The organism is Streptomyces sp. NPDC020422 (assembly GCF_044386705.1).
In the GTDB taxonomy this organism is placed as follows: domain Bacteria; phylum Actinomycetota; class Actinomycetes; order Streptomycetales; family Streptomycetaceae; genus Streptomyces.
In genome coordinates this window covers 18,915-40,773 of sequence record NZ_JBIRVJ010000013.1, presented here as the reverse complement: position 1 = coordinate 40,773, position 21,859 = coordinate 18,915, and the positions used below count along the sequence as shown (strand labels likewise).

Annotated in this window: 17 protein-coding genes; 5 read left to right on the top strand and 12 right to left on the bottom strand. The window is 72.2% G+C overall.

Annotated elements, in window-relative coordinates; all coding sequences use genetic code 11:
- Nucleotides 1-117 precede the first annotated feature (117 nt).
- From ACH414_RS30100 to ACH414_RS30075, 6 genes are all read right to left on the bottom strand, one after another.
- Nucleotides 118-4,197: a LamG-like jellyroll fold domain-containing protein gene (locus ACH414_RS30100; RefSeq protein WP_398944170.1), complete on the bottom strand. Its 4,080-nt coding sequence runs from the start codon at nt 4,195-4,197 to the stop codon at nt 118-120.
- Nucleotides 4,198-5,270: 1,073 nt separating this feature from the next.
- A complete protein-coding gene (locus ACH414_RS30095) occupies nt 5,271-6,497 on the bottom strand; it encodes a sensor histidine kinase (protein ID WP_398944168.1) in 1,227 nt (408 codons plus the stop codon).
- Nucleotides 6,490-7,179 (bottom strand): response regulator transcription factor, encoded by a 690-nt coding sequence (locus tag ACH414_RS30090; RefSeq protein ID WP_398944166.1) that lies wholly within the window; start codon nt 7,177-7,179, stop codon nt 6,490-6,492. Before ACH414_RS30090 ends, ACH414_RS30095 begins: the two co-directional genes overlap by 8 nt.
- 113 nt (nt 7,180-7,292) lie before the next feature.
- Nucleotides 7,293-7,979, bottom strand: a complete 687-nt coding sequence (locus tag ACH414_RS30085; RefSeq protein ID WP_382540959.1) for a VanZ family protein — start codon at nt 7,977-7,979, stop codon at nt 7,293-7,295.
- A 119-nt stretch (nt 7,980-8,098) separates the two neighbouring features.
- Nucleotides 8,099-9,712, bottom strand: a complete 1,614-nt coding sequence (locus ACH414_RS30080) for an IclR family transcriptional regulator C-terminal domain-containing protein (RefSeq protein ID WP_391768699.1) — start codon at nt 9,710-9,712, stop codon at nt 8,099-8,101.
- A gap of 149 nt (nt 9,713-9,861) precedes the next feature.
- Nucleotides 9,862-10,317, bottom strand: coding sequence for a MarR family winged helix-turn-helix transcriptional regulator (locus ACH414_RS30075; RefSeq protein ID WP_382540954.1), 456 nt, complete (start codon nt 10,315-10,317; stop codon nt 9,862-9,864).
- Nucleotides 10,318-10,454: 137 nt separating this feature from the next.
- Between ACH414_RS30075 and ACH414_RS30070 the strand changes: the two genes are divergently transcribed.
- Nucleotides 10,455-11,909 carry an MFS transporter gene (locus tag ACH414_RS30070; RefSeq protein ID WP_386569854.1) on the top strand — a complete coding sequence of 485 codons (1,455 nt, stop codon included), beginning with the start codon at nt 10,455-10,457 and terminating at the stop codon, nt 11,907-11,909.
- A 133-nt stretch (nt 11,910-12,042) separates the two neighbouring features.
- Here the strand turns inward: ACH414_RS30070 and ACH414_RS30065 are convergent, their stop codons facing one another.
- On the bottom strand, nt 12,043-12,873 hold the full coding sequence (locus ACH414_RS30065; protein WP_382540948.1) for a LysR family transcriptional regulator substrate-binding protein: 831 nt from the start codon (nt 12,871-12,873) through the stop codon (nt 12,043-12,045).
- Between the two features lie 58 nt (nt 12,874-12,931).
- On the opposite strand from ACH414_RS30065, the gene ACH414_RS30060 reads away from it, so the two are divergent.
- Both ACH414_RS30060 and ACH414_RS30055 read left to right on the top strand, forming a co-directional pair.
- Complete coding sequence (locus ACH414_RS30060; protein ID WP_382540945.1) at nt 12,932-13,333, top strand: DUF5997 family protein; 402 nt, start codon at nt 12,932-12,934, stop codon at nt 13,331-13,333.
- Nucleotides 13,334-13,414: 81 nt separating this feature from the next.
- Nucleotides 13,415-14,422 carry an aminoglycoside phosphotransferase family protein gene (locus tag ACH414_RS30055; protein WP_386569851.1) on the top strand — a complete coding sequence of 336 codons (1,008 nt, stop codon included), beginning with the start codon at nt 13,415-13,417 and terminating at the stop codon, nt 14,420-14,422.
- A 40-nt stretch (nt 14,423-14,462) separates the two neighbouring features.
- On the opposite strand, the gene ACH414_RS30050 is transcribed toward ACH414_RS30055, so the two are convergent.
- The 4 genes from ACH414_RS30050 to ACH414_RS30035 form a co-directional block, all read right to left on the bottom strand.
- Nucleotides 14,463-15,539 (bottom strand): ferritin-like protein, encoded by a 1,077-nt coding sequence (locus ACH414_RS30050; RefSeq protein WP_398944163.1) that lies wholly within the window; start codon nt 15,537-15,539, stop codon nt 14,463-14,465.
- A 128-nt stretch (nt 15,540-15,667) separates the two neighbouring features.
- Nucleotides 15,668-16,453 carry a methyltransferase domain-containing protein gene (locus tag ACH414_RS30045; RefSeq protein WP_398944161.1) on the bottom strand — a complete coding sequence of 262 codons (786 nt, stop codon included), beginning with the start codon at nt 16,451-16,453 and terminating at the stop codon, nt 15,668-15,670.
- 54 nt (nt 16,454-16,507) lie between these two features.
- The gene (locus ACH414_RS30040) at nt 16,508-18,340 is read right to left on the bottom strand and encodes an acyl-CoA dehydrogenase (RefSeq protein ID WP_398944159.1); all 1,833 of its coding nucleotides are present in this window, start codon (nt 18,338-18,340) and stop codon (nt 16,508-16,510) included.
- Nucleotides 18,341-18,401: 61 nt separating this feature from the next.
- Nucleotides 18,402-19,358 (bottom strand): LysR substrate-binding domain-containing protein, encoded by a 957-nt coding sequence (locus ACH414_RS30035; RefSeq protein WP_382540933.1) that lies wholly within the window; start codon nt 19,356-19,358, stop codon nt 18,402-18,404.
- Nucleotides 19,359-19,429: 71 nt separating this feature from the next.
- On the opposite strand from ACH414_RS30035, the gene ACH414_RS30030 reads away from it, so the two are divergent.
- Nucleotides 19,430-20,338: a dihydrodipicolinate synthase family protein gene (locus ACH414_RS30030; protein ID WP_382540930.1), complete on the top strand. Its 909-nt coding sequence runs from the start codon at nt 19,430-19,432 to the stop codon at nt 20,336-20,338.
- Nucleotides 20,339-20,423: 85 nt separating this feature from the next.
- Here the strand turns inward: ACH414_RS30030 and ACH414_RS30025 are convergent, their stop codons facing one another.
- Nucleotides 20,424-20,993 (bottom strand): GNAT family N-acetyltransferase, encoded by a 570-nt coding sequence (locus tag ACH414_RS30025; protein ID WP_398944312.1) that lies wholly within the window; start codon nt 20,991-20,993, stop codon nt 20,424-20,426.
- 200 nt (nt 20,994-21,193) lie between these two features.
- Here ACH414_RS30025 and ACH414_RS30020 point away from each other — a divergent pair, with 200 nt between their 5' ends.
- Complete coding sequence (locus ACH414_RS30020) at nt 21,194-21,850, top strand: maleylpyruvate isomerase N-terminal domain-containing protein (RefSeq protein ID WP_398944158.1); 657 nt, start codon at nt 21,194-21,196, stop codon at nt 21,848-21,850.
- Nucleotides 21,851-21,859: the final 9 nt, after the last annotated feature.

The window sequence follows — 21,859 nt, the reverse complement described above, 5'->3', positions numbered from 1 at the left end:
CGGGCGATGTGATCGTTTCATTCTGTTGGTTCCATCATTGAGGGGTGCGGGAGCCTCGATAGGCTCCCGCACCTGTGCTTGTGGATGACGTGAGGTGGCCGAACTAGCCGGCGGCGGTCAGCTGCCGCCCGGCACCTGGGTCGGGATGTCGAACATGCTGTTGGCGAGCTCCTGGACCTGCGAGTCGTTCAGCGCGCCCTGGAAGGCCCAGACGTCGTCGACCACGCCGGGGAAGTACTCGCCGAAGACGCCATTGGTCTTCGCCCGTCCGATCTGGAGCGACGTGGACGCCTTAAACGTGAGGGCGTTGTCCGACCAGGAGACGCGGTCCTCGCATCCCGCCACGTCGGGATTGCCGTCACCGTCGGAATCGACGCAGGCGACCTGCTCTAGATTCCCGTTGACGTAGAGGCGAGCCTGCTTGCCGAAGCCGTTGTAGACGACGGCCAGATGGTTCCAGGACGTGGCGTCGAAGAACTGGTTGTTGGAGACGCGCACTGTTTTCGCGTCCGCGGCATCCTTGTCTTGCAGAGCGAGTTCCCAGCGCCCGATTCCGGCTGTGTCGGGTACGAAGCGGACGGTGAAGGCGCTCTGGTTCGTGCCCTCGGCACTCACGACCGAGACGCTGTCCTGCGGCAGCGCCGCCAGCTTGGCCCAGGCCGTGACGGTGTAGCTGCCGCTGGTGTCGACAGGTGCCTTCGTGTGCGCGTAGCTCTTGATGCCGTCCAGGTTGAGGCTGCCGAAGTCGATCTGTGAGTCAGTGCTCTGTGCCGCGCCGTCTTCGAGCGTCAGCGCGGCGCCGTCCTTCACCTCGTTCGGGATCGTCACCGGCACGGTCCCGGTCTTGGCTTCGAAGTTCCAGCGGGCGTTGACCAGTGGCCGCTGCTTGAACAGCTGAAGAACCTCGCCGTCAGCGAGCGGCCGGTCGTACAGACGCACGTCGTCGACCCTGCCGGAGAAGTAGTCGACGTCCCTGGCAGACCAACGGGCACGGCCGATCTGAACGGCCCCACTGGATTCCCATGCCTTCGGCGCGGCAACGCCGCCCTGCAGCTCTCCGTTGACGTAGAGGCGGATCTGGTGGGCCGTGACGTCATGGACGCCGACCAGGTGAGTCCAGCCCGCGGTGGCCGGCTTCTGGGCAAGAACACGCTGCGTGGTGATGTTGCCAGGGGACACGTCCTCCTGGCAGGTCCGCAAGCTCCAGTTGCCGGCAACCGCCTCATAGGTGAGGTAGAAGGCGCTGCAGTTCGTACCCGACTGGCTCACAACGGTCCGGTTGCCGCTCACCGTAGTGGTGGGCAGATACGCCCACGCGGAAACGGCATAGGAGCGGGACGTGTCCAGGACCGGGTGTGTGGTGGACGCATACGCGGTGGTGCCGTTGAGGCCGAGCGCCTTGCCGGCCATGCCCTCGGCGCCAGTGGTGGCGCCACCCTGCAGGGTCAGGGGCTCCGGCGCAGCCTGTCCCACGGTCTCCGTCGAGTCGGCAGCCTCGTCGAGCGGGAACTGCGCACGGGCCAGTCTAGATCCGTCAGCCTCGCCGCCCAGCGAGAGCTTCTTGGCTTCGTCGGCCGTCACCGCCCTATCGAAGACCTGAACATCGTCGATCGCGCCAGGGAAGAACCCTGCCTGGCTACCGCTGTACATACCGGCGCCCAGCTGCAGACCACGGCGTGCCTCCCAAGGAGTGGTGTAGGGGGTGCTTCCGGCCAGCTGACCGTTCACATACAGCCGGAGGTAGCCCGCCTTTTTGTCGTGGACACCCACAAGGTGCGCCCACTCCCCCGGTTTCGCGTCGCCGGGGGTGGCAGAACCAGCCCCCATGGCGACACCACTGGTGCTGTCGGAGGAGTACTGGTTGAAGACCCACTTGTTGGCATACGCGCTGTAGTACAGCTCGAAGCCCGGGCGATGATTGCCGGGCTGCGTCGCGATGATCGCGGCGGTGCTCGGCAGACGGTCGAGTTTGGCCCAGGCGGAGACCGAGAAACTGTCGGCCGTGTCGACGGTGGAGATGTCCGACACGGCGTACCCCGTCATGCCGTCCAGCTGCAGGGCGCCGTTCTTCTTGCCGGGGGCCCCGAGGGCGGCACCTCCATGCAGCTGCACGGTGCGCGGCGGCGTTGTGCCTTCGGCTGTGGTGGCGCCTTCGGCCTCGTTCAGCTGCCAGGAAGCACGTTCAGGCTGTCCGACCTTGACCCGGAACTGGTAGGTGACAACCTCGCTACCGTTGCCGGCGCTGTCGAAGGCCTGCGCCTGCAGGTAGTTGACACCGGGCTTGGAGGGCATAAAGTTCCACGGCCTTGCCGCTCCGCCGCTTGTGGAGACGGTGTTCTTGGAGGTGGGGTCTTCGTTAAGGCCGAACCAGTACTTGACGACGTCAGCGTTCCTCTCCGGGTCCGCGGCGACCGCGTCGGCGGTCAGCACGCCATAGCGGCCCACGCCTTCCAACCACGGATCGTCTGGATTGCTTGAGTCGGAGGCCGGATACTCCCGGGAAGTCAGCTTGGGCCCCTTGGGGACCAACGTGTCATATACGAACTGGCACGGACCGGCGCCTCCGGAGAACGACCACGGCGAATACTGTGCCCCGTCAAAGCTGCGGGCATACCAGTGCACTGTCTTGTTTGCGGGCACTGACGGCAGAGCCAGCGCGAAGTCCGACCCCGATGCCTTATAGGTCGTCAAGGGAGGATTCCAACGGACGATGAATCCCTTGCCGTCGCCCGCGTCCCACTTGGCCTCGAGATCCACAGCAATGTTGTCGCCATCCGGGTCAGTGACGCCGTCCAGGTAGATCTTGCCCAGCGTCCGTACGCGGGCAGGGGTCTTCGTCGCGCAGGTGCCGCCGTACTCCATCAACAGCTGGGATGTCTTGATCTGCGCAGGCGGCCGGTTGTACTTCACTCGCAGATACGCGTCGTCCGAGAACCGCTTCCAGCCGTAGGCGTCTGACTCGTCCGACGAGCGCAGACCGAAGGTCATCGACGACCAGCTGCCATTGGCAGCCTCCTGCACGGCGGCCTTGACGTCGAACTCGGCGTCCTTCGCGGAACAGCCGTCATAACCGTAAGCGAACGACCCCTTGGCTATCTGCTTGATCCAGTACCCCGAGGCGAGCTGCGAGTTCCAGGTCGTCGACGAGCTGATGCCCTTCGTCCGCCACAGCTGTACCTCGCGGGCCGAGCACGATGCGGAGTGCACGTTGCGAACCACGAATTCCGCGGAAAGGATCGACTGACCAGCGAAGCGGGACGTGGGGATCTGATAAAAGAGCCGCTTGGTGTCCTGCGGGGCGCAGTACGCCCAGCCGCAGTACCCCATGCCCGCGTCCGGGTCACCGTTGAACTTCCACTGCGGCGAAGACGCCCAGTACTTCGACGCCATGGTCCAGGCAGAAGCCCGCGGCGAGTACCACTGCGGATCGATGAAGACCGGGTACTTCGTGTCGTCACCCTTGAGGACCTCTGGGTCGGGCTTGAGCACCAGCTCGTCACCCCCAGAGGGAAGTTCCACACCGATCGCGGCGAGCTTTCCCGACTCGCCCGCGGCGGGCTCCCCGGTGGCACCAGCCTCATCACCACCGGCATCTGCCGCGGTCAACAGCATGGTGCGGGCGCCGCTCGCGGCGACCGCGGACTCGCCCTCGCTGGAGTCCCACATCATGGGCTTGGGCGCCGCGAACACGGCACTCTTGGCACCCTCGTCGACCGCCTCAAGCCCGCCGTCGGAGGTCTGACGGACGTCCATACCGTCCGCAGCCAGCTTGAGCCTCAGCTCGGTAAGACGCTCGCTCGACGCGGCCTCGGCGGTCTTCACCACCAGCAGCTGCGTGAACCCGTCCTCCTGCGCGCCCATGCGCAGATCGACATCAGGCAGCACATCGCGGTATGTCGCCATGCTGCCCTCCAGCTCAGGGGCGGGCAGCTTGTCCGGCCAGGACAGGGCCAGCTCCCTGCCGGCCTTCGTCATCCGAACCAGGGGAGCGGTACCGCCGCCGGAGAACTCGAGCCCCACGGTGGTGGCCTTTGGAACGACAGCGCCGTCACCACTCTTTGCCAAGGTGGTGTCAACCTGCTGCCACTTCCCGTCGATCCGCGCCCGAACCGGCCGAAGATGCTGCCGGGCCTCCAGATCCCCCTCAGGCGTGACGAATACCTCGCTGCTCTCAGTGCGCAGCGAGGCGATCTCCACGCTACTGCCAGTCTTCTTGGCCTCTGCCCGGGCCTCTGCCTCGGAGACGGAAGCTACTCCGGGGCCAGCCTGTTGTGCCCCGGAGTTCAACCGTGTCGCTGTGGTCGCATTAGCGATGGCAGGCATGAGGCCCACCACAAGAACCGAGCTCAACGCGACAACACAGACTCCCCCGACGCTACGCGTACGCGCACGCGTCCTCATCGTTACACACCCACCCAGACGTAAAGATCGAATGAAAATCGCAAAGATGGACGGTAGATCGCGCCCGGATCGAGGTCTAGACCTAGAAGCGGACATTCCGCCTCCGAATGGCGCTTGAGCTGTGAGGTTCGCCACCCAGCCGAAAGGTTGTGCGGTCAATGTTTCGATCCCGCATCGAGGGATCTCGACCGGCCAGCGGCTGCTGCGGCCACATTCCTCGTCGGCCTAACCCAGCCCAATCGACCTCCACCCCCAGCAGTCCGCCTCGTTACTCGAGCCGCCCCCTGAGGTGCGGACTGGTGTGAGCCGCTTCCACTGGCACGCGCGACGCTCCGCCCGCCCGACCGTTGAGTATCTCTGCGTAGACTGCTGGACTCCTTCAAGGCGTCAACGCGCCGCGCGGCATGGAGACGACACCAATCCCCGGAACGCAATGACGCCGACCGCTTGACCGGCTTCGAGCTGCCGGGTCGACGGTCGGCGTGGAGCGAGTGATGGGGGTGGTGGGGATGCCAAACTTGTCCCGTCCGGTGATGGGGCGCGCATTTTCCAGCCGGACCTGGAGACCTGGGGCGAGGGCGGGCCCTTTCCAGTCCGCCCCGGCGCGGCCTCGAAGGCAAGGTCGGCGCCCAGGACGTGAGGGCCGCCCTCGTAGAACGGGGCAGGCGGCAGGGCGATGCCGCCCCAGCGGTCGTCGAAGGCCGTGGCCCGGTCGATCTCCGCACCGGGGATTCCGAGTCCGAGCCAGGCGGTGCGAAGGCGCCGGATGTCCGGACGCGGGACACGGATGCCGTCCACCTCCACGAAGGCCCGGGCCCTACGGCTCAGTCCCGCGGGCGCGACAGGGCTCGGCGACAGGGCGTCAGCCGTCACCGCTGCCCACCGCCACCGACGTAACGGGGCTCACCCACCCGGAGGGCCCATAGGGGATCGCTGGTCATGGTGCCGGAGCCTACCGACGGGCTCCGGTCGCCCGCCGGGCGGGAGCCGTCGGCCGGTGGGTTCCCGGCCCTCTGGCGGGCGGTCGCGGGAAGCCGCACCGTGACGACGAGCCCGCCTCCGGGCCGTGGGACCAGGTCGAGGGTGCCGTCGTGGGCGCGGGCGATGCTGTGCACGAGGGCGAGGCCGAGGCCGGCGCCGGCGTGTTCGGCGGTGCGGACGCGGTCCGTGCCCCGTCGGAACGGTTCGACGAGGGTCGGGACGAGCCCGGGAGGCAGGACGGGGCCCGTGTTCTCGACGCGCAGCACGCTCGCGTCCGCGCACCGCTCGGTGTGGACGGTCACGGTGCCGCCGGCGGGGAGGTTGTGGACGATCGCGTTCTGGACGAGGTTCGTCGTCATGTGGAGGAGGAGCTCCGCCGAGCCGCTGGTGCGGGTCGTGCCGCCGGTCACGTCGAGGGTGATCCCGCGCTGCTCGGCCAGGGGGAGCAGGGTCTCGGCGGACTCCTCGGCGACGAGGGAGAGGTCGACGTCCTCTCGGGTGATGTCGCCGCGTTCGCTGCGGCTGAGGAGCAGGAGGGCCTCGGTCAGGTCGATCGCGCGCGTGTTGACGGTCTGCAGGCGGGCGAGGACTTCGTCGCGGTCCTTGGTCGGGTCCTTCCGGGCCACGTCGAGCAGCGCCTGCGAGACGGCCAGCGGGGTGCGCAGTTCGTGGGAGGCGTTCGCGGCGAACCTCTGCTGCTCGGCGACGTGCGACTCGAGCTGTTCGAGCATGCTGTCGAACGCGTCGGAGAGCTCGCGGAACTCGTCCTGGCGGCCCTCCATACGGATCCGGTGGGACAGCGACCCGTCCCCCGCCAGCCGGGCCGCACCCGTGATCCGGGTGAGCGGTGCGAGCATCCGGCCGGCGAGCAGCCAGCCCCCGACCAGCCCGAAGACGAGGAGGAAGAGCATCGCCCAGGCCGCCGCGGGGGCGAAGGTGTGCACGAGGAGGTAGCGGTTGGGCGAGACGCCGAGCAGACCCTGCGAATTGTCGGGTACGTAGCGCAGCAGGAAGCCCCACACCACGGCCAGAAGCAGCGCACCGGCGACGGCGAGGAACCCGGCGTAGCTGAGGGTGAGCTTCATCCGGACGCTGAGCCCGGGACGCCTACGCATGCGCCCGGCCGCCCGCCTCCGGCCCCGCGTCGATGCGGTAGCCGACCCCCGGAACGGTGGCGATGACCCATGGCTCGCCCAGCCGCTTGCGCAGGGCGGAGACGGTGATGCGCACGGCGTTGGTGAAGGGGTCGGCGTTCTCGTCCCAGGCCCGTTCCAGGAGCTCCTCGGAGCTGACGACCCCGCCCTCCGCGGCGACGAGCACCTCGAGGACGGCGAACTGCTTGCGGGTCAGCGCCACATAACGTCCGTCGCGGAACACCTCCCGGCGGAACGGGTCGACCCGCAGCCCCGCGATCTCGCGGACCGGCGGCCGGGCGTACGCGCGCCTGCGGTCCAGCGCCCGCAGCCGCATGACGAGCTCCCGCAGCTCGAACGGCTTGGTGAGGTAGTCGTCGGCACCGAGCGCGAACCCGGATTCCTTGTCGTCGATCCGGTCGGCGGCGGTGAGCATGAGGATCGGGATGCCGCTGCCGGAGGCGACGATGCGCCGGGCGACCTCGTCCCCCGAGGGGCCGGGGATGTCGCGGTCGAGGACGGCGAGGTCGTACGAGTTGACGCCGAGCAGCTCCAGGGCGGTGTCGCCGTCCCCGGCGATGTCGGCGGCGATCGCCTCCAGCCGGAGACCGTCCCGTACGGCCTCCGCCAGATAGGGCTCGTCCTCCACGATCAAAACGCGCATGTCGGAAGCCTAGACAACGCGTCGTATCGCCGATGTATGCACGGCCGCGCGCCCGTCGCCGGGCCCCCGCGTCCCTTTCCGCTTCCCCGCCGCCGTGCTTCGCTCCCCGTCTCTCATGCCGTCGTCGCCGACGCGGGATGCCGAAGACCCTCCGAGGGCTCCTGCTCCGCCGTCCGCCACCAGCGGCGCGACGCCAGCGCGGCCAGCCCGGCGCCGGCGGCGTTCACCAGGACGTCGTCCACGGAGGAGACGCGGTCGAGGCGCAGCACGTACTGGGCGGTCTCGACCAGGATCGAGCAGCCCGCTCCCAGGGCCAGCACCCGTGGCACGGACGCCAGCGCCGCGAAGCGCATCGGGGCGAAGAAGCCCAGCGAGGCGAACACCAGCAGATTCCCGCCGATCCCGAGCGGCCCCATCGTGACCAGGTCCCTCAGCGGTATCAGGCTGAAGCGACCGGGGACCACACCCGCCCCCGAGCCCGGCATCATGGTCATCCACACGAACGGCAACGTCCCGTGGACCATGCCCACCTCGGCCAGCGAGACCCGTCCCGCCGACGCGACCCCGGCGGCGCGCCGGCGGCGCGCCAGGGCCCACACCACCAGCGCGGACAGCGGCATGGTGACGAACGTGACGAGCACGACCCCGTTGAAGGTGTCGAGGCAGCCGTGCCACTGCCCGGCCATGCATCTGGGCGCGGCCATCAGGAGCGGCCCCCGGATGACGAACAAGGCGCCCGCCGCAGCGAGGGCCGACAGGCCGACTATCACGATCCCTCGTGGGGACACGTCGTGCTTCATGCCCTCATTGGACAGGGAGGCTCATTGCACCGGCGTATGCGTTTTTCGATACGCCCGCGATACGCGACCGGGACACGAGCCCGAGCGCACGGCAGTTCTCCGGCAGCCGTGCCGCCGGCTCAGAACGCGGGAACCCGGGCGTACCGCTCCGTGACGTGCAGGTCCGCCTCGATGCCGGCGATCGCCTCCGCAAGCTCCGGCAGGACCTCGGCCAGGCACTCCTCGCGGGACATCCGGGCGCTGTGCATGGCGACGTTGACCGCCGCCACGCCTCTCCCCGCCCGGTCCCGCACGGGCATCGCGATCGAACGCAGGCCGACCTCCAGCTCCTCGTCGACCAGCGCGTACCCCTGCCTCCCCACCTGGTCCAGGAGGGCGTCGAGCTCCGCGCGCCCGGTCACGGTGTACGGAGTGAGGGGGACGGGCTCCGTCCGCGCGAGCCGTCGTGCTCGCTCTTCGGAGGACAGGTCGGCGAGCAGGACACGGCCCATGGAGGTGGCGAACGCGGGGAAGCGCGTGCCGATGGTGATGTGGACGTTCATGATGCGGCTGGTCTCCACCCGGCCCGTGTACTGGACCTCGTCGCCCACGAGCACGGCCAGCGAGGTGGACTCGCGCACCCGCGCGGCCAGGGCCGCGAGGTGCGGCTGGGCGATCCGCGTGAGCGTCGTCCGGGACAGCGGGGGAAAGCCCAGCGCCAGCACGCGCGGAGTCAGCCGGAACGACCGCCCGTCCACGGCGACACAGCCCAGGTGCTCCAGGGTGATGAGGGCCCGGCGCGCGGTGGCCCGGGCGAGACCGGTGGCCTCGGCGACCGCCGCCAGCGACAGCGCCGCACGCCCCGGGCCGAACGCGGTCAGCACCGTGAGGCCGCGCGCCAGCGACTCGACGAACCCCCGCCCCAGCTCCTGCTTGGACGCCCCGGTCCACGCGGCGAGCCCGGTCGGCGCCGCGGGAGCCGCCGTGGGCGCGTCACGGAGCACCTGCTCCATCTCGGCCGCCGCCGCCCGAAGCCGCGGCAGCAAGGACTCGGTCAGCGAATCGGCGTCGTGCCGGCTGGTGTGGCTCACCGCGCTCAGCACACACGCGATCCCACCCGCCGGTCCGCGCACCGGCACGGAGAGGGCCACGAGCCCCGGTTCGATCAACGGGTCGTCCACCGTCCAGCCGCGCCTTCGGGCCTCGGCGGCGCGCGGCTCGAAGTCCGTGCCCTGCCGCTCGGGCGCCTGGCGCTGCCGCCACCCCGCCCATGCGCGTTCATTCCACTCGGAGGCGAACAAAGCCCCCGGCCCGGTGCGTTCCGCCGGCAGCACATCCCCGATGCGGAAACTCACCGACATCGCGCGCCGCCTGGCCGCCTGATGGACGAAGCGGATGCCGTCCCCGTCCGCCACCGCCAACGAGACCGACTCGTCCAGCGCGTCGGCGAGCGCGTCGGCACGAGCGCCGAGCAGGTCCGGAAGGCGTACGGAGGCCAGATAGGCGTTCCCCAGTTCCAGCAGGCGCGGGGCGAGGACGACCTCCCTGCCCTCGACCCGTACGTACCCCATGCGGGACAGCGTCGCGGTGATCCGGTCGACCGTGGACCGGGCCAGACCGGTGGCACGCTCCAGCTCGCCCACCGGCATCCGCCCGTCGGCGTCGGTGAGCCGGCGCAGCACGTCGACCCCGCGCAGGAGCGGGGTCACGGCCTCGGGCGGCGCGGCCGTGGCGGTGTCGTACGTCGATGGCATGCGGTCTCCGTCGTGGATCTCCGGGTACACCGTAGTGAACGCGGAGATCACCGGGGCTCAGCGGTGCCCGAGCGGCCCCGCCACCAGGACCGGCTCGCTGTCGTAGTCGAACGGGGCCTGGTCCGTCAGCGGCGAGGTCCGCGGCAGGATCAGGGCCGCGGCCACGGCCGTCCGTCGAGCCTCTCGATGTCCCGGTTGAAGCGTTCGAGGGTCGCGGCGAACGCGGCGACCTCCTCGGGCGTCCAGTGCTCCAGGACCCGTTCCAGGCCCTGGATGTTGAACGCGCGGTCGGCGTCGAGGCGGCGTTCGCCCTCCTCGGTGATGCGGAACTTGCGGGCGATGCCGCCGTCCGGGTCCGCGATGCGTTCGACGACGCCGGCGCGGAGCATCGCCGCGGTCTGGCGGTTGAGCGTGGAGGCGTCCAGGCCGAAGGCCTCGGTGAGCTGGCTGATCGACATCGGGCCGTCCATGCGGATCCGGCTCAGGAGAACGTACGCGCTGCGGTCCAGGTTGCCGCCGGCCGACCGCGAGCGGGGGGCGTAGAGATGGGAGTGGCGCCCGAGGAGCATGGTCTCGAACTCGATGAGATGCGTGGGTTTGTCCATCGGGGTATCGGGTTCCTGTCACGAGCGGGTTTTCCGGCGGGCCGTAGGGCCCAGCATATGCAGCCTGCATCGCTTGTGCATGATGCACATGATGTGTACGTTGCACATTGCTGTCGGTCCGATCGAGGGAGAACCCCATGCCTGCCGCCCCCGCCCCAGCCGCCCGCCCCGCAGGCCCCGGCGGCATCGTGGGCGTCCTCGCCCTCGCCGGCATCGTCGCCGCCCTCATGCAGACGCTCGTCGTCCCCCTCATCGGGGACCTGCCGCGACTGCTCCACACCAGCGCGTCCGACGCCTCCTGGGTGATCACCGCCACCCTCCTCGCCGCCGCCGTCGCCACCCCGGTCGCGGGCCGCCTCGGCGACATGTACGGCAAGCGCCGCCTGCTGATCGCCTCCACGGTCCCGCTCGTCGCCGGCTCGGTCGTCTGCGCCCTGTCGAGCTCGGTCGCGCCGATGATCCTCGGACGCGGGCTCCAGGGCCTCGGCATGGGCGTGGTCCCGCTCGGCATCAGCCTGCTCCGCGACGTGCTGCCGCCCGAGCGGCTCGGCTCCTCCATCGCCCTCATGAGCGCCTCCATGGGCGTCGGCGGCGCCCTCGGCCTGCCCTTCTCCGCCGCGGTCGCCGAGCACGCCAGCTGGCGCGTGCTCTTCTGGGTCGCCGCCGGCCTCAGCCTGCTCGTCGGCGTCCTCGTCTGGCTGGTCGCCCCCGCCGGCCGGATCGCCCCCGCCGCCGGCCGCTTCGACGCCCTCGGTGCCCTCGGCCTCGGCGGCGGACTGGTCGCCCTGCTCCTCGCCGTCTCCAAGGGCTCCGTCTGGGGCTGGGCCGGCGCCACCACCCTCGGTCTGTTCAGCACCGCGGCCGTCGTGCTGCTCGCCTGGGGCCGGTGGGAGCTGCGCACCCGCGACCCGCTCGTCGACCTCCGCGTCACCGCCCGCCCGCAGGTCCTCATGACCAACGCCGCCTCGATCCTGGTCGGCTTCGCGATGTACGCCCAGTCGCTCGTCGTCCCGCAGCTCCTGCAGTTGCCCGAGGCGACCGGCTACGGCCTCGGCCAGTCGATGATGGCGATGGGCCTCTGGATGGCCCCGGCGGGCCTGATGATGATGATCCTCGCGCCCCTCGGCGCCAAGCTCTCCGCCGCCCGCGGCCCCAAGGTGACCCTCTCCGTCGGCAGCCTCGTCATCGCCCTCGGCTACCTCTCCTCGCTGCTCCTCATGGGAACCACCTGGGGCCTGCTCGTCGTCACCCTCGTCTGCAACACGGGCGTGGGTCTCGCGTACGGCGCGATGCCCGCCCTCATCATGGGGGCCGTCCCGCAGGCCGAGACCGCCTCCGCCAACAGCTTCAACACCCTCATGCGCTCCATCGGCAGCTCGGTGTCGGCGGCCGTCATCGGCGTCGTCCTCGCCCAGCTCACCACCGACTTCGGCGGCCACCCGCTGCCCTCCGAGACCGGCTTCCGCGCCGCGCTGCTCATCGGCGGCGCGGTCGCCCTCGCCGCCGCGGCCCTGGCCGCCCTCATCCCCGTACGACCGCTCACCGCATCCGCCGCCCCGGCGCCCGCCCCGGCGGCCGGGGCCGCGGCCTGAGCGCCCCGGCGGCCACGAACGGAAAGAGCGCCCACGGCGAGCAGTCGGTCGTCGACCGGGTGGCCGCCGGGCGGGCGCCCAGGCCGTAGGGACGCAGGCCGCGCGCGGCCGCCTCGGGGCCCCGGCGGGGCCGTTAGGACCGGCGGCGCGGCTTCCCGGAGCGGCCGCTCTTGGGGGCCGCGCCCCCGGTCGTCCGGCGTCGTGCGCCGGATCCGGAGCCCTGGGGCTTCTGCCCCTGCTTCTGGCCGCCCTGCTTCTGTCCCTGCTTCGGCTTCGCCGCCTTGGCCGCCTTGGCCGGCGTCTTCTGCGCCTTCTCGTCGGGGCGCCGGCCCCGCGAGCTGTTCACCGTCCGGCCCCGCACGATCCCGATGAAGTCCTCCACCAGGTCGGTCGTGGCCTCCTCCGGCCACGACAGCGCGACCTGCGACTGCGGCGTGCCGTTCAGGGTCCGGTACGTGAGGTCCTTGCGGTGGTGGAGACGGGCCAGCGACTGCGGCACCACGAGCAGCCCGATCCCCGCCGCCACGAGCTCGATCGCGTCCGCCGTGGTCGCCGGCCGCTCGAACGCGGGACGGCCCGGCGGCTGCTCCCACTCCAGCGTGTCGTCCAGCGGGTGCAGCACGATCTCGTCGGCGATGTCCTCGACGCCGACCTCGTCCGCCGCGGCCACCAGATGGTCCTTCGGGACCACCACGACCGTGGTCTCCGTGTACAGCGGGATCGCGCTCAGGCCCGTACGGTCGACCGGAAGGCGCAGGAAACCGGCGTCCGCCTTCCGCTCCCGCAGCAGCCCGGCCACCTCGGCGGCCTCGACCTGCAGGAGCTCCAGCCGGACGTCGGGAAGCCGCTCGTTCCAGATCCGCACCCACTTCGAGGGCGTCACGCCCGGCACGTACGCCAGGGTGAACGTCGGAAGGGGGGCGGCGGGGGAAACGGGGGTGCGCGATGCGTCCGAGCCTGTCACCAGGCCAGATTACCGGCCGTGGTCGGCGGCGGCGCACCCGCCCGATATTCTTGTCACCATGACGCAGCACCAGACCGCCCAGACGATGAAGCCCGCCACCGCGGCGAAGAAGCTGGGTGTGTACCTCGACGCCACCCCCGCCGAGTTCCGCGAGGGCGTCGTCTCCCGCGCCGAGCTCAACGCCCTCCAGAACGACCCGCCGGAGTGGCTGCGCGAGCTGCGCCGCACCGGCCCGCACCCCCGCCCCGTCGTGGCGGCCAAGCTGGGCATCTCCATCTCCGGCCTGGCCCGCGGCGGTGTCACGGAGGCCCTGACCACCGAGCAGATCGACGCCCTCAAGGACGAGAACCCGGAGTGGCTCCAGAAGGAGCGCGCCACCCAGGCCGAGGTCCGCAAGGAGACCGTCCGCATCAAGGAGAAGCGCGCCGAGCAGGCCGCCAAGGCCGCCGACAAGGCCTGACCCCGCCCGGTCGCCCCGCGGGCGCGGGGCACCCGCCCGAATTCGGGTGCGTCCGCCGCACCCCGGTGGTGGAATCGTCCGGTGCGAGACGACACGGAGGCGACGGTCGACCGGGGGCAGTACGCCGACGCGGTGACCCCCTGGGAGGACACCGCCTGGCAGCAGTCCGCCCTGGGCTGGGCCGAGCAGGCGCTCGCCCGGCACGGCCTGCGGGAACGGGGCCCGCGTGAGGTCCGGATCAGGCCCTGGTCGGTCCTGGTCCGCTTCCGCGTCGGCTCCGGCGAGCGGGACGCCGTGTGGTTCAAGGCCAACCCGCCCGCCAGCGCCTTCGAGGCCGCCCTCGGCGGGGCCCTCGCCGAGTGGGTCCCCGGGCATGTCGTGATCCCGCTCGCCGTCGACGCCGCCCGCGGCTGGTCCCTCCTCCCCGACGGCGGCCCCCTGCTGCGGCACGTGCTCGACACGGGAGGGGCGGGCCCGGAGTCCTGGGAGGCGGCCCTCGGGCAGTACGCCGCGATGCAGCGCGCCCTCACCCCGTACACGGAAGACCTGACCGCCCTCGGCGTCCCCGGCGCGGGCCACCGCGACCTGCCCGGCGTCTTCGACGCCCTCGTCGACGACAACCCCCGGCTCGACCCGGACACCCGCCGGGCGCTGCGCGCCCAGCGCCCCCGGCTGACCGACTGGTGCGCGGAGCTCGCGGCCACGGACGTCCCCGACTCGCTGGACCACAGCGACCTGCACGACGCCCAGCTGTTCGCCCCCGCCCCGGGCCGCTACACCTTCTTCGACTGGGGCGACGCCGCCGTCGCCCACCCCTTCACCAGCCTCCTCGTCCCCGCCCGGGCCGCCCGCGCCCGGTACGGCCCCGATGTGCTGCCCCGGCTGCGCGACGCGTACCTCGACGGCTGGACCGGCCACGGCAGGACACTCCCGGAACTCCGGCGGGCGGCGACGCTCGCCGTCCGCCTCGCCACCCTCGGGCGTGCCGTCTCCTGGCTGCGGCTCTTCCCCGGCACCCCGCGCGCCCAGGGCGACGAGGCCGCCGCCCACTGGGTCGGCGAACTGTTCGCGGAGTCCACCGTCGTCTAGCGCCGGCCGCCTGCCGGCACGGCACGCCCCGCTGCCGCCGCTACGGCTCCTCGGCCTCCACGAACCGGAACTCGGGTCCGTACGTGCGGCCGCTGCCGTCGGGCAACGGGTGGTCCATGAGCCACTGGGACGGCTCCTTGAGCCCGAACATGTCGACGACGGCCTTGCCGAGCAGCTGCCGCGCCGCGACGGGGTCGTCCGCCTTCCAGGCGTCCTCCAGGTGCCGGAGCAGGCGCCCGTACCCGTGGTTGACGGCGTCGAGCCGCTCCTGGGCGTCGCTGTCGGGCACCACCGCACCCGAGGCGCCCCAGCCGCCCGGCGGCACCGGCGCCATGGGCCGGGCGTCCGGCATCGGGACCTCGTCACCGGCGAAGTCCCACCGCGGCGGATCCTGGGAGACCTGGACCAGCTTCCGGCCGCGGTAGATCTCCCGGAAGACGTAGAAGTGGGCGAGCTCGCCGGGAGCCCCCGGGTGCGGATTCGCCGGCGACGCCGCCGTCCCCTCGCCCTGCTCCTTGATCACGCCGATCGCCTTCTCGGCGGCGGACAGCGAGGTGATCGCCACGACGTCGTTGCCCGCCCCGTGCGCCGCCATCGTGCGGACGAGCTGCCGCTGCCCCGAGATCACGTCCGCGTGCACGCGCAGCGCGTCGAGGATCGCCGTGTAGAAGGCTCCGATGGAGGTGCCCGGCGAGACGTCCCTGGCGAGGGGCTCGTCCGGCTCCTCGATCTGCGAGAACAGCTCGGCGGATCGCTTCGACAGCCCGCTGAGCGAGACCACGACCCCCGGCCGTACGCCGCCGGGCAACGGCCCGGGATACGCCGGGGCCGTGCTCGCGTGCGCCAGCCGCGGGGTGCCGCCGATGGTGGTGAGCAGGTTGCCCGCGAGACCGAGGTGGGACATCTCGTCGAAGACGACCCGGTCGATCGCCTCGGCGACCTCCCCGCCCTCGTCCCTGATCGACCACAGCGCGCACAAGTACGGCGGAAGCGTGGCCAGTTCCAGCAGGACGGCCTGCTGGAGGGAGTCCTGCAACCAGTCGGGGCCGCGGTCCTGGGCGGGCTCCCGCATCAACTCGACGATCCTGTTGCTTCGGTATCCCGCAAGCGTGGTCATGGGACTTCCCCTCTGCGTGTGCGCGCCCGACAGCGACAGAGAGCAGGACCGATCCGAGAGGTACTTCCCACGGTACGCCGCCACCCCGGGCGCGGCTCGCGGGGGAGCGCGGCCTTCCCCGCCCCGGCTCAGCCGCCCTTGCGGCCGATCAGATGCAGCAGCCGTGCCGTGTGCCGGTACGGGTCGCGCCCGGCCGTCTCGATCTCCAGGCGCTCCAGGCGCGCGTAGTAGTCGGGGTCGTACTTCGGCGCGTCGTCGGGGATGTAGTCGCAGAACACCCGGATCCCGTAGTGGTGCACCTCCCCGCAGCCCAGCGCGCGGAGCACGCCGCCGACCTCCTCGGCGGTGTGCAGCCTGAGCTCGGAGGCGAACATCTCGCTGTGCACGCCGTCGGCGTCGAGCGCGGCGAGCACGGCCTCCGGGTCCATCGTGCGGACCGCCGCCCGCAACGGCTCGGAATGCCGGTTCATCGCGATCACCGACACCAGACCGCCCGCCCGCAGGGCTCCCAGCGCCACACCGAGGGTTCCCTCCGTGTCGGGGGTGTACGGCAGTACGCCGTGGCAGAGGACCAGGTCGAAGCCGCCGTCCGCCAAGTCCCCCGGCAGCGCGGCGACATCGGCCTCGACGCAGGTGACGCGGTCGCCCACCCCCGCCTCGTCGGCCCGCCGCGCCGCGGTCGCGAGCATGCCCGGCGCGTAGTCGACGACGGTGACCCGGTGGCCGCGTGCGGCGAGGCGCACCGCGTCACCGCCGTCGCCGCCCCCGAGATCGAGCACCCGCAGGGGCCGCCGGTCCTCGATGTGGCGCCCGAGGTCGGCCTCGGCGACGGCGTACCGCAGCCGTCCCCAGGGAGCCTCCTGCCACTCCTGCCACACGGGCACCGCCGTGTCGAACTTCTTCCGCTCATCCACCGGGTGACCCTATCCGGGCCCGTGTCGGAAGTGCGGGCCCGGAGTCCCTCCGTGTCAGGACTCGCGCAGCATCGGCAGCGAGGACAGGTACTCCTCCGGTACGAGGAAGGCTTCCGTCAACTCCGTCAGCCAGGAGCCCAGTCGGGCGGTCAACTCCCGCACCGTGCCCGGCAGCGCCTGGACCTGCCCGGGCGTGAGCGCCCCCTCGGCGAGCAGCAGTCCCGCGCGCGGTTCGATCCGCTCCAGCAGGAACAGCGCGCACAGGTCGCGCAGCGCCGTGCGGGTGGGTGCGTGCCGCAAGCCGGCGCTCGCGTCGGCGAACGCCTCCGCGGCGCGCCCCACGGCGTACGCCTCGACCATCCGCAGCGCGTCCGTGGAGGCGGCGTTCCAGCGTCCGAGCGGGTCGCCGCCCGGCGCGGATCGCAGCTCCCGCCGCGCGCTCGTGTGCCACCGGCGCTCGTCCGCGGCGATCAGACGGCGCAGGAACGCCGGATCGGTGAGCCGCTCGTGTCCGGTCGCGCGCCCGGCCTCCGGGGCGAGGCCCTGGCCGAAGAGCATCTCGGAGCCGGCCTTGCACCAGACGGCCAGGTTGTCGCCCTCGGCGGTGATCGCCCCGTCCGTGTTCGCGGGGTACTCGGCGAGGCCGTTCACGGGGAACAGGCCACGGGCGCCGCAGCGTTCCCGGGCCTCCAGCGCGATCCCGCGGGTCTGCCAGGTGATCCACCCCTTGGCGACGGCGACCAGTCGCTCGACCTCGGCCCGCTCGTCCGGCTCGTGCGTCACCCACCGCTCCATGACCGCGCGGTGCAGGAAGGTCATGGCGTACGTGGTGGCCACGCCCTGCAACAGGCGGGTCTGGTGGGTCCGGTGGGCGGCGAGGGTGATGCGTTCGCCGAGGACGGGGCCGGAGATCGTACGGGTGTGGGCATAGCGGACGGCGACGGTGAGGGCCCCCCGCGCGCCGCCCAGCGCGGCCGCGCTCATGCACAGCTTGCCGATGGTGACCCGCCCGATGGAGTGCAGGATCCGCCGGCGCGGGCTGCGGACCGCCCCGTCCACCCCGCCCTCGGGGTCCATCCGCCCGTGCGCTCCCTGGACCAGCGCGGTGCGCGGGAGCCGCACGTGGTCGAAGGAGGTGACGCAGTGGTCGACCGGGCTGCCGATGCGTTCCGGAAGGGCCTGCACGGTGACGCCGGGCAGGGGTGCCCCGTTCTCGTCGCTGAGCGGGACGAGGAAGAGGAAGACGCCGTGGTCCCGGTCGTCGGCCAGCAGCCGGGCCGCGACGACCGCGGTCTTCGGGCCGCCGGCGGGCCCGGTGTTCGGCATGTACTTCGCCGCACCGTCGTGCGGGGTGTGCAGGACGAACTCGGCGCGCTCGCGGTCGTAGCGGGCGACGGTCTCGAGCCCGGCGACGTCGTTGCCGTGGTCGCGCTCCGTACAGAGGAAGGTGCCGACGCGGTCGAGCGAGAGGAAGGGGCGCAGGTCGCGCGCGGGCGAGACCGTGTCGTCGAGGAGGCTGCCGAGGAAGAGGTTGTAGTGGATGCCCGCCACGGTGGACGTGGCCCCGTCGACGACGGCGGTCCACTCGTGCAGTGCGGCGAGTCCCCGCGGGTCCGTGGCGAGGCGCTCGGGAGCGGGGACTTCGGCGTTGACCGCGCGTAAACGCTGGTAGGACAGCCTGCGGCGATCCTCGGGGGAGGCGTCGGTACGCGGTGCGAAGACGTCGGTGGAGATCAGCTTGCGCCAGCGCTCGTGCGCGGCGCCCTCGCCGTTCCCGCCGGCGTCCGCGTTCCCGTCCTGGAAGAGCAGCTCGGCGAGCTCTCGGACGGCGGGGGGCCGGGGCGGGACGGGGGCGGCGGGCGCGGGGGGATCGGAAGTGATCGACATGCCCCGTCCAACGACGCCGTGCGCCCCCGGAAACCCCCAGGCGCACAACGGCGCGTTACTTTTATGTGACGTGCGCCGGAGTGGGTGCCGGTGCGCTGTCCAGCGCGGCAGGAACGGCGTCGCGCAGCGCCCGTGTCAGGGCGGCGATCGCCGGGTGCGGGCCCGCCCCGCCGCGGAAGGCGACCCTGGTGCGCCGGCGCACGGGCAGGACGGTCAGCCGCACGCCCGGCGGGAGCGCGAGCGCCCCCAGCTGGGGGACGACGGCGACCCCCTGGCCGGCCGCCACGAAGGCCAGCACGGTGCCGAACTCGTCCACCTGGTGCCGCACGCGTGGCGTGAACCCGGCGGCCCGGCAGACCCGTTCGGTCACCACGCGACAGAGGGTGTCCGGGGCGGACACGATCCAGGGCGCGTCCCGCCAGCGCGCGAGCACGGCGAGCCCGTGAGAGGCATCGGACCCGGTCGCGGGACCGGCCTCCTCTCCCGGCGCGGGAGTGGCGAGGAACATCGCCTCCTCGCACAACGGCTCCTCCGCGAGGCCCGGTTCGAGCGCGGCGGGCACCAGGTCGTAGCCGTGGACGAGCGCCACGTCGAGGTCCCCGGCGCGCAGGGCGTGCGCCACGGCCGCCGGGTCCACCTCCGAGACCATCGGTTCGAGCGCGGGATGCCGGGAGGCGAGCAGGGCGAGCGCCGTCGGGACGAGCGTGCGGGTCGCGGTGGGGAACGCGCCGATACGGAGCGGCCCGGCCGGGCCTCCGCGGGCCTCGGCGAGTTCGGCGGAGGCGAGTTCGAGCCGTTCCAGGACCGCCTCCGCATGGCGGACCAGCTTCTCACCGGCCGGTGTCAGGCGCACCCGCCGGCCGGTCCGTTCGAGCAGCGCCACCCCCGCCTCGCGCTCCAGGGTGGCGAGCTGTTGCGACACCGCCGAAGGGGTGAAGGCCAGGGCCTCGGCGACGGCGGCGATGGTGCCGCGCAGGGCCAGTTCGCGCAGCAGGCGCAGACGACGCACATCGAGCATCAGCTCACCTTACGCTTTGCATCGGAAATGCGAACTGGACCTGAGGTATGGGCCGCGGCGACCCTTGACGCATGGCACAGGACTTCACCCCGTACGGCATCCACGTCCCCCTCGTCACGCCCTTCGCGCCCGACGGCCGCCCCGACCTCGACGCCCTGGAGGGCCTCGCCCGCGCCGTCCTCGACGACGGCGCCACCGGACTCGTCGCCCTCGGCACGACCGGGGAGGCGGGCGCCCTCGACGCCGACGAGCGCCGCGCCGTCGTCGACACCTGCGCGCGGGTCTGCCGTGAGCGCGACGCCCAGCTCGTCGTCGGTGCGGGCGGTGGCGGCACCGAGGCCGTGGCCCGGGAACTCGCCGCCCTCGGACACCGCCCGGAGGCCCGCGCGGCCCTGGTGACCGTGCCCGCCTTCGTCCGCCCCTCGCCGACCGGGGTGGTGGCCCACTTCGCGCGACTCGCCGAGGACAGTCCCGTACCGCTGGTCGTCTACCACATCCCGTACCGCACCGGCCGCACGCTCGACGCCGCCACCCTCCGCGAGATCGGGCGCCTGCCGGGCGTCGTCGGCGTCAAGTACGCGACCGGCGCCGTCGACCAGGACGCCGTCACCCTGCTCGGCGACCTCCCCCCGGACTTCGCCGTCCTCGCGGGCGACGACGTCTTCGCCTCGCCCCTCCTCGCCCTCGGCGCGACCGGCGGCATCCTCGCCTCCGCCCACCTGGCCACCGCCCGCTTCGCGGAACTCGCCACCGCCTGGCACACGGGCGCCACGGCCCGGGCCCGGGCCCTGGGCCACCGGCTCGCCCGCCTCTCCACCCTCCTCTTCGCCGAACCCAACCCCACGGTCCTCAAGGGCGTCCTGCACGCCCAGGGCCGCATCCCCACCCCCCACGTACGCCTGCCCCTCCTCCCGGCCACGGAGAACTCGGTCGAGGCGGCCCTGAAGGCGCTGCGGGAGCTGGAGTCGTCGGACGCCTAGGGAAGTCGGCCGCCCGGTCGGCAAGGGCGCGCTTCGTGCGGCGTCCCCGTCGAGGCGGGCGGCCGACTGCCGCGCGCCGCCGGACTCACCTGCCCGACCGGAGGCCGAGATCCGCGGCCAGCGCCGCGTAGATGTACTCGCTGCCCCAACGGTCCCCGTCGAGGTCGTTCTCGACCAGGTGCGCCTCCCGGCGCATCCCGAGGCGCTCACAGACCCCCACGGACCCGGCGTTCTCCGCGTCCAGCCGTGCGTAGAGCCGGTGTACGCCCAGCGTCTCGAAGGCGAAACCGGCCAGCGCCCAGGCAGCCTCGGTCGCATAGCCGTGACCCTGGTGACGGGGGTCGAGGGTCCAGCCGATCTCGGCCTGGGCGGCGCGGGCATCTGCCAGGGCGAGGCTCACCTCGCCGAGGACGCCGGGTTCATCGCGTCGGCAGACGGCGAGTGACAGCTTGTCCCCGTCGGCCCGCCAGGTCGTCTGCGCCGCGCGCTCGGCGGCGACCTGCTCGCTGCGCTCCCGGGTGTGCGCCGGCCGGTACAGGTAGCGCGCCACGCTCGGCAGGCTCTGGTAGGCGTACAGCTCGTCGGCGTCGCCGGGTGTGAACAGACGGAGCGACAAGCGGGCCGTGGTCAACGGCAGCAGCGAGGCGACGTCCATGCGGACCTCCGGGACGCGTATGTGGATCACGTGCGGACCGAGTTTCGCATCACCGCTCCCCGGCGGCCACGCCTTTTCCCCGGCGGCGCCCGGCAGCCCGCGGCAGTCCCCCTCGACCCCGTGGCGCGTCATCGCCCCCTGGGGGGAGGCCCGACCCGTGCCTGCTTGTCCGCCCCGCCCCTCGGCCGTACCGTGCCGACGTGGATCTCTTCTCGCGTTCCTGGGCGGCGCTGCTGGCGGCGGTGGCCGAGACACCGGACGAGGACTTCGCGCGGCCCTCCGGCTGTGCGGGCTGGCTTGTGCGGGATCTGGTGTGCCATCTCGTGATCGACGCGCAGGACGTGCTGATCACCCTGGCCACGCCTGCCGGGACCGCGCCGACCGTGGACGCGTCCAGCTACTGGAAGCTGGTCGAGCCGCCGACCGGTGACGACCCGCTGGACGCGCTGATCCCGCGGCTGGCCGCGGCGTACGGTGATCCCGCGCTGCTCCGCTTCCACCTGGACGACGTGGGCTCCGCTGCCGGGCGGGCCGCGGGACTCGCGGATCCCGCCGGGCTCGTGGGCACCCGCGACGAGGTGCTGAGTGTCGGGGACTACCTGACCGCGTACGTGCTCGAGTGGACCCTGCACCATCTCGACCTCGTCGCCCACCTGCCCGCGGGGGCACCGCCGCCCGCCGAGACGCTCGCGGCCGCCCGGAGGGCCCTGGAGCGGATCGTCGGGACGGCGTTTCCGACCTCCTTCTCCGACGTGGACGCGCTGCGCGTCGGGACCGGCCGCCGTGCGCCGAGCCAGGCGGAGGCGGCCGCTCTCGGGGCGGAGTTCCTCGGGCGGTTGCCGTTCGTGCTGGGGTGAGCGCGCCTC

Excerpts from the sequence above, each read along its gene's own strand:
- ACH414_RS30095 (WP_398944168.1), bottom strand. The coding sequence starts at position 6,497 with ATGCGTAGGCGTCCCGGGCTCAGCGTCCGGATGAAGCTCACCCTCAGC.
- ACH414_RS30090 (WP_398944166.1), bottom strand. The coding sequence starts at position 7,179 with ATGCGCGTTTTGATCGTGGAGGACGAGCCCTATCTGGCGGAGGCCGTA.
- ACH414_RS30085 (WP_382540959.1), bottom strand. The coding sequence starts at position 7,979 with ATGAAGCACGACGTGTCCCCACGAGGGATCGTGATAGTCGGCCTGTCG.
- ACH414_RS30080 (WP_391768699.1), bottom strand. The coding sequence starts at position 9,712 with ATGCCATCGACGTACGACACCGCCACGGCCGCGCCGCCCGAGGCCGTG.
- ACH414_RS30075 (WP_382540954.1), bottom strand. The coding sequence starts at position 10,317 with ATGGACAAACCCACGCATCTCATCGAGTTCGAGACCATGCTCCTCGGG.
- ACH414_RS30070 (WP_386569854.1), top strand. The coding sequence starts at position 10,455 with ATGCCTGCCGCCCCCGCCCCAGCCGCCCGCCCCGCAGGCCCCGGCGGC.
- ACH414_RS30060 (WP_382540945.1), top strand. The coding sequence starts at position 12,932 with ATGACGCAGCACCAGACCGCCCAGACGATGAAGCCCGCCACCGCGGCG.
- ACH414_RS30050 (WP_398944163.1), bottom strand. The coding sequence starts at position 15,539 with ATGACCACGCTTGCGGGATACCGAAGCAACAGGATCGTCGAGTTGATG.
- ACH414_RS30040 (WP_398944159.1), bottom strand. The coding sequence starts at position 18,340 with ATGTCGATCACTTCCGATCCCCCCGCGCCCGCCGCCCCCGTCCCGCCC.
- ACH414_RS30035 (WP_382540933.1), bottom strand. The coding sequence starts at position 19,358 with ATGCTCGATGTGCGTCGTCTGCGCCTGCTGCGCGAACTGGCCCTGCGC.
- ACH414_RS30030 (WP_382540930.1), top strand. The coding sequence starts at position 19,430 with ATGGCACAGGACTTCACCCCGTACGGCATCCACGTCCCCCTCGTCACG.
- ACH414_RS30025 (WP_398944312.1), bottom strand. The coding sequence starts at position 20,993 with ATGGACGTCGCCTCGCTGCTGCCGTTGACCACGGCCCGCTTGTCGCTC.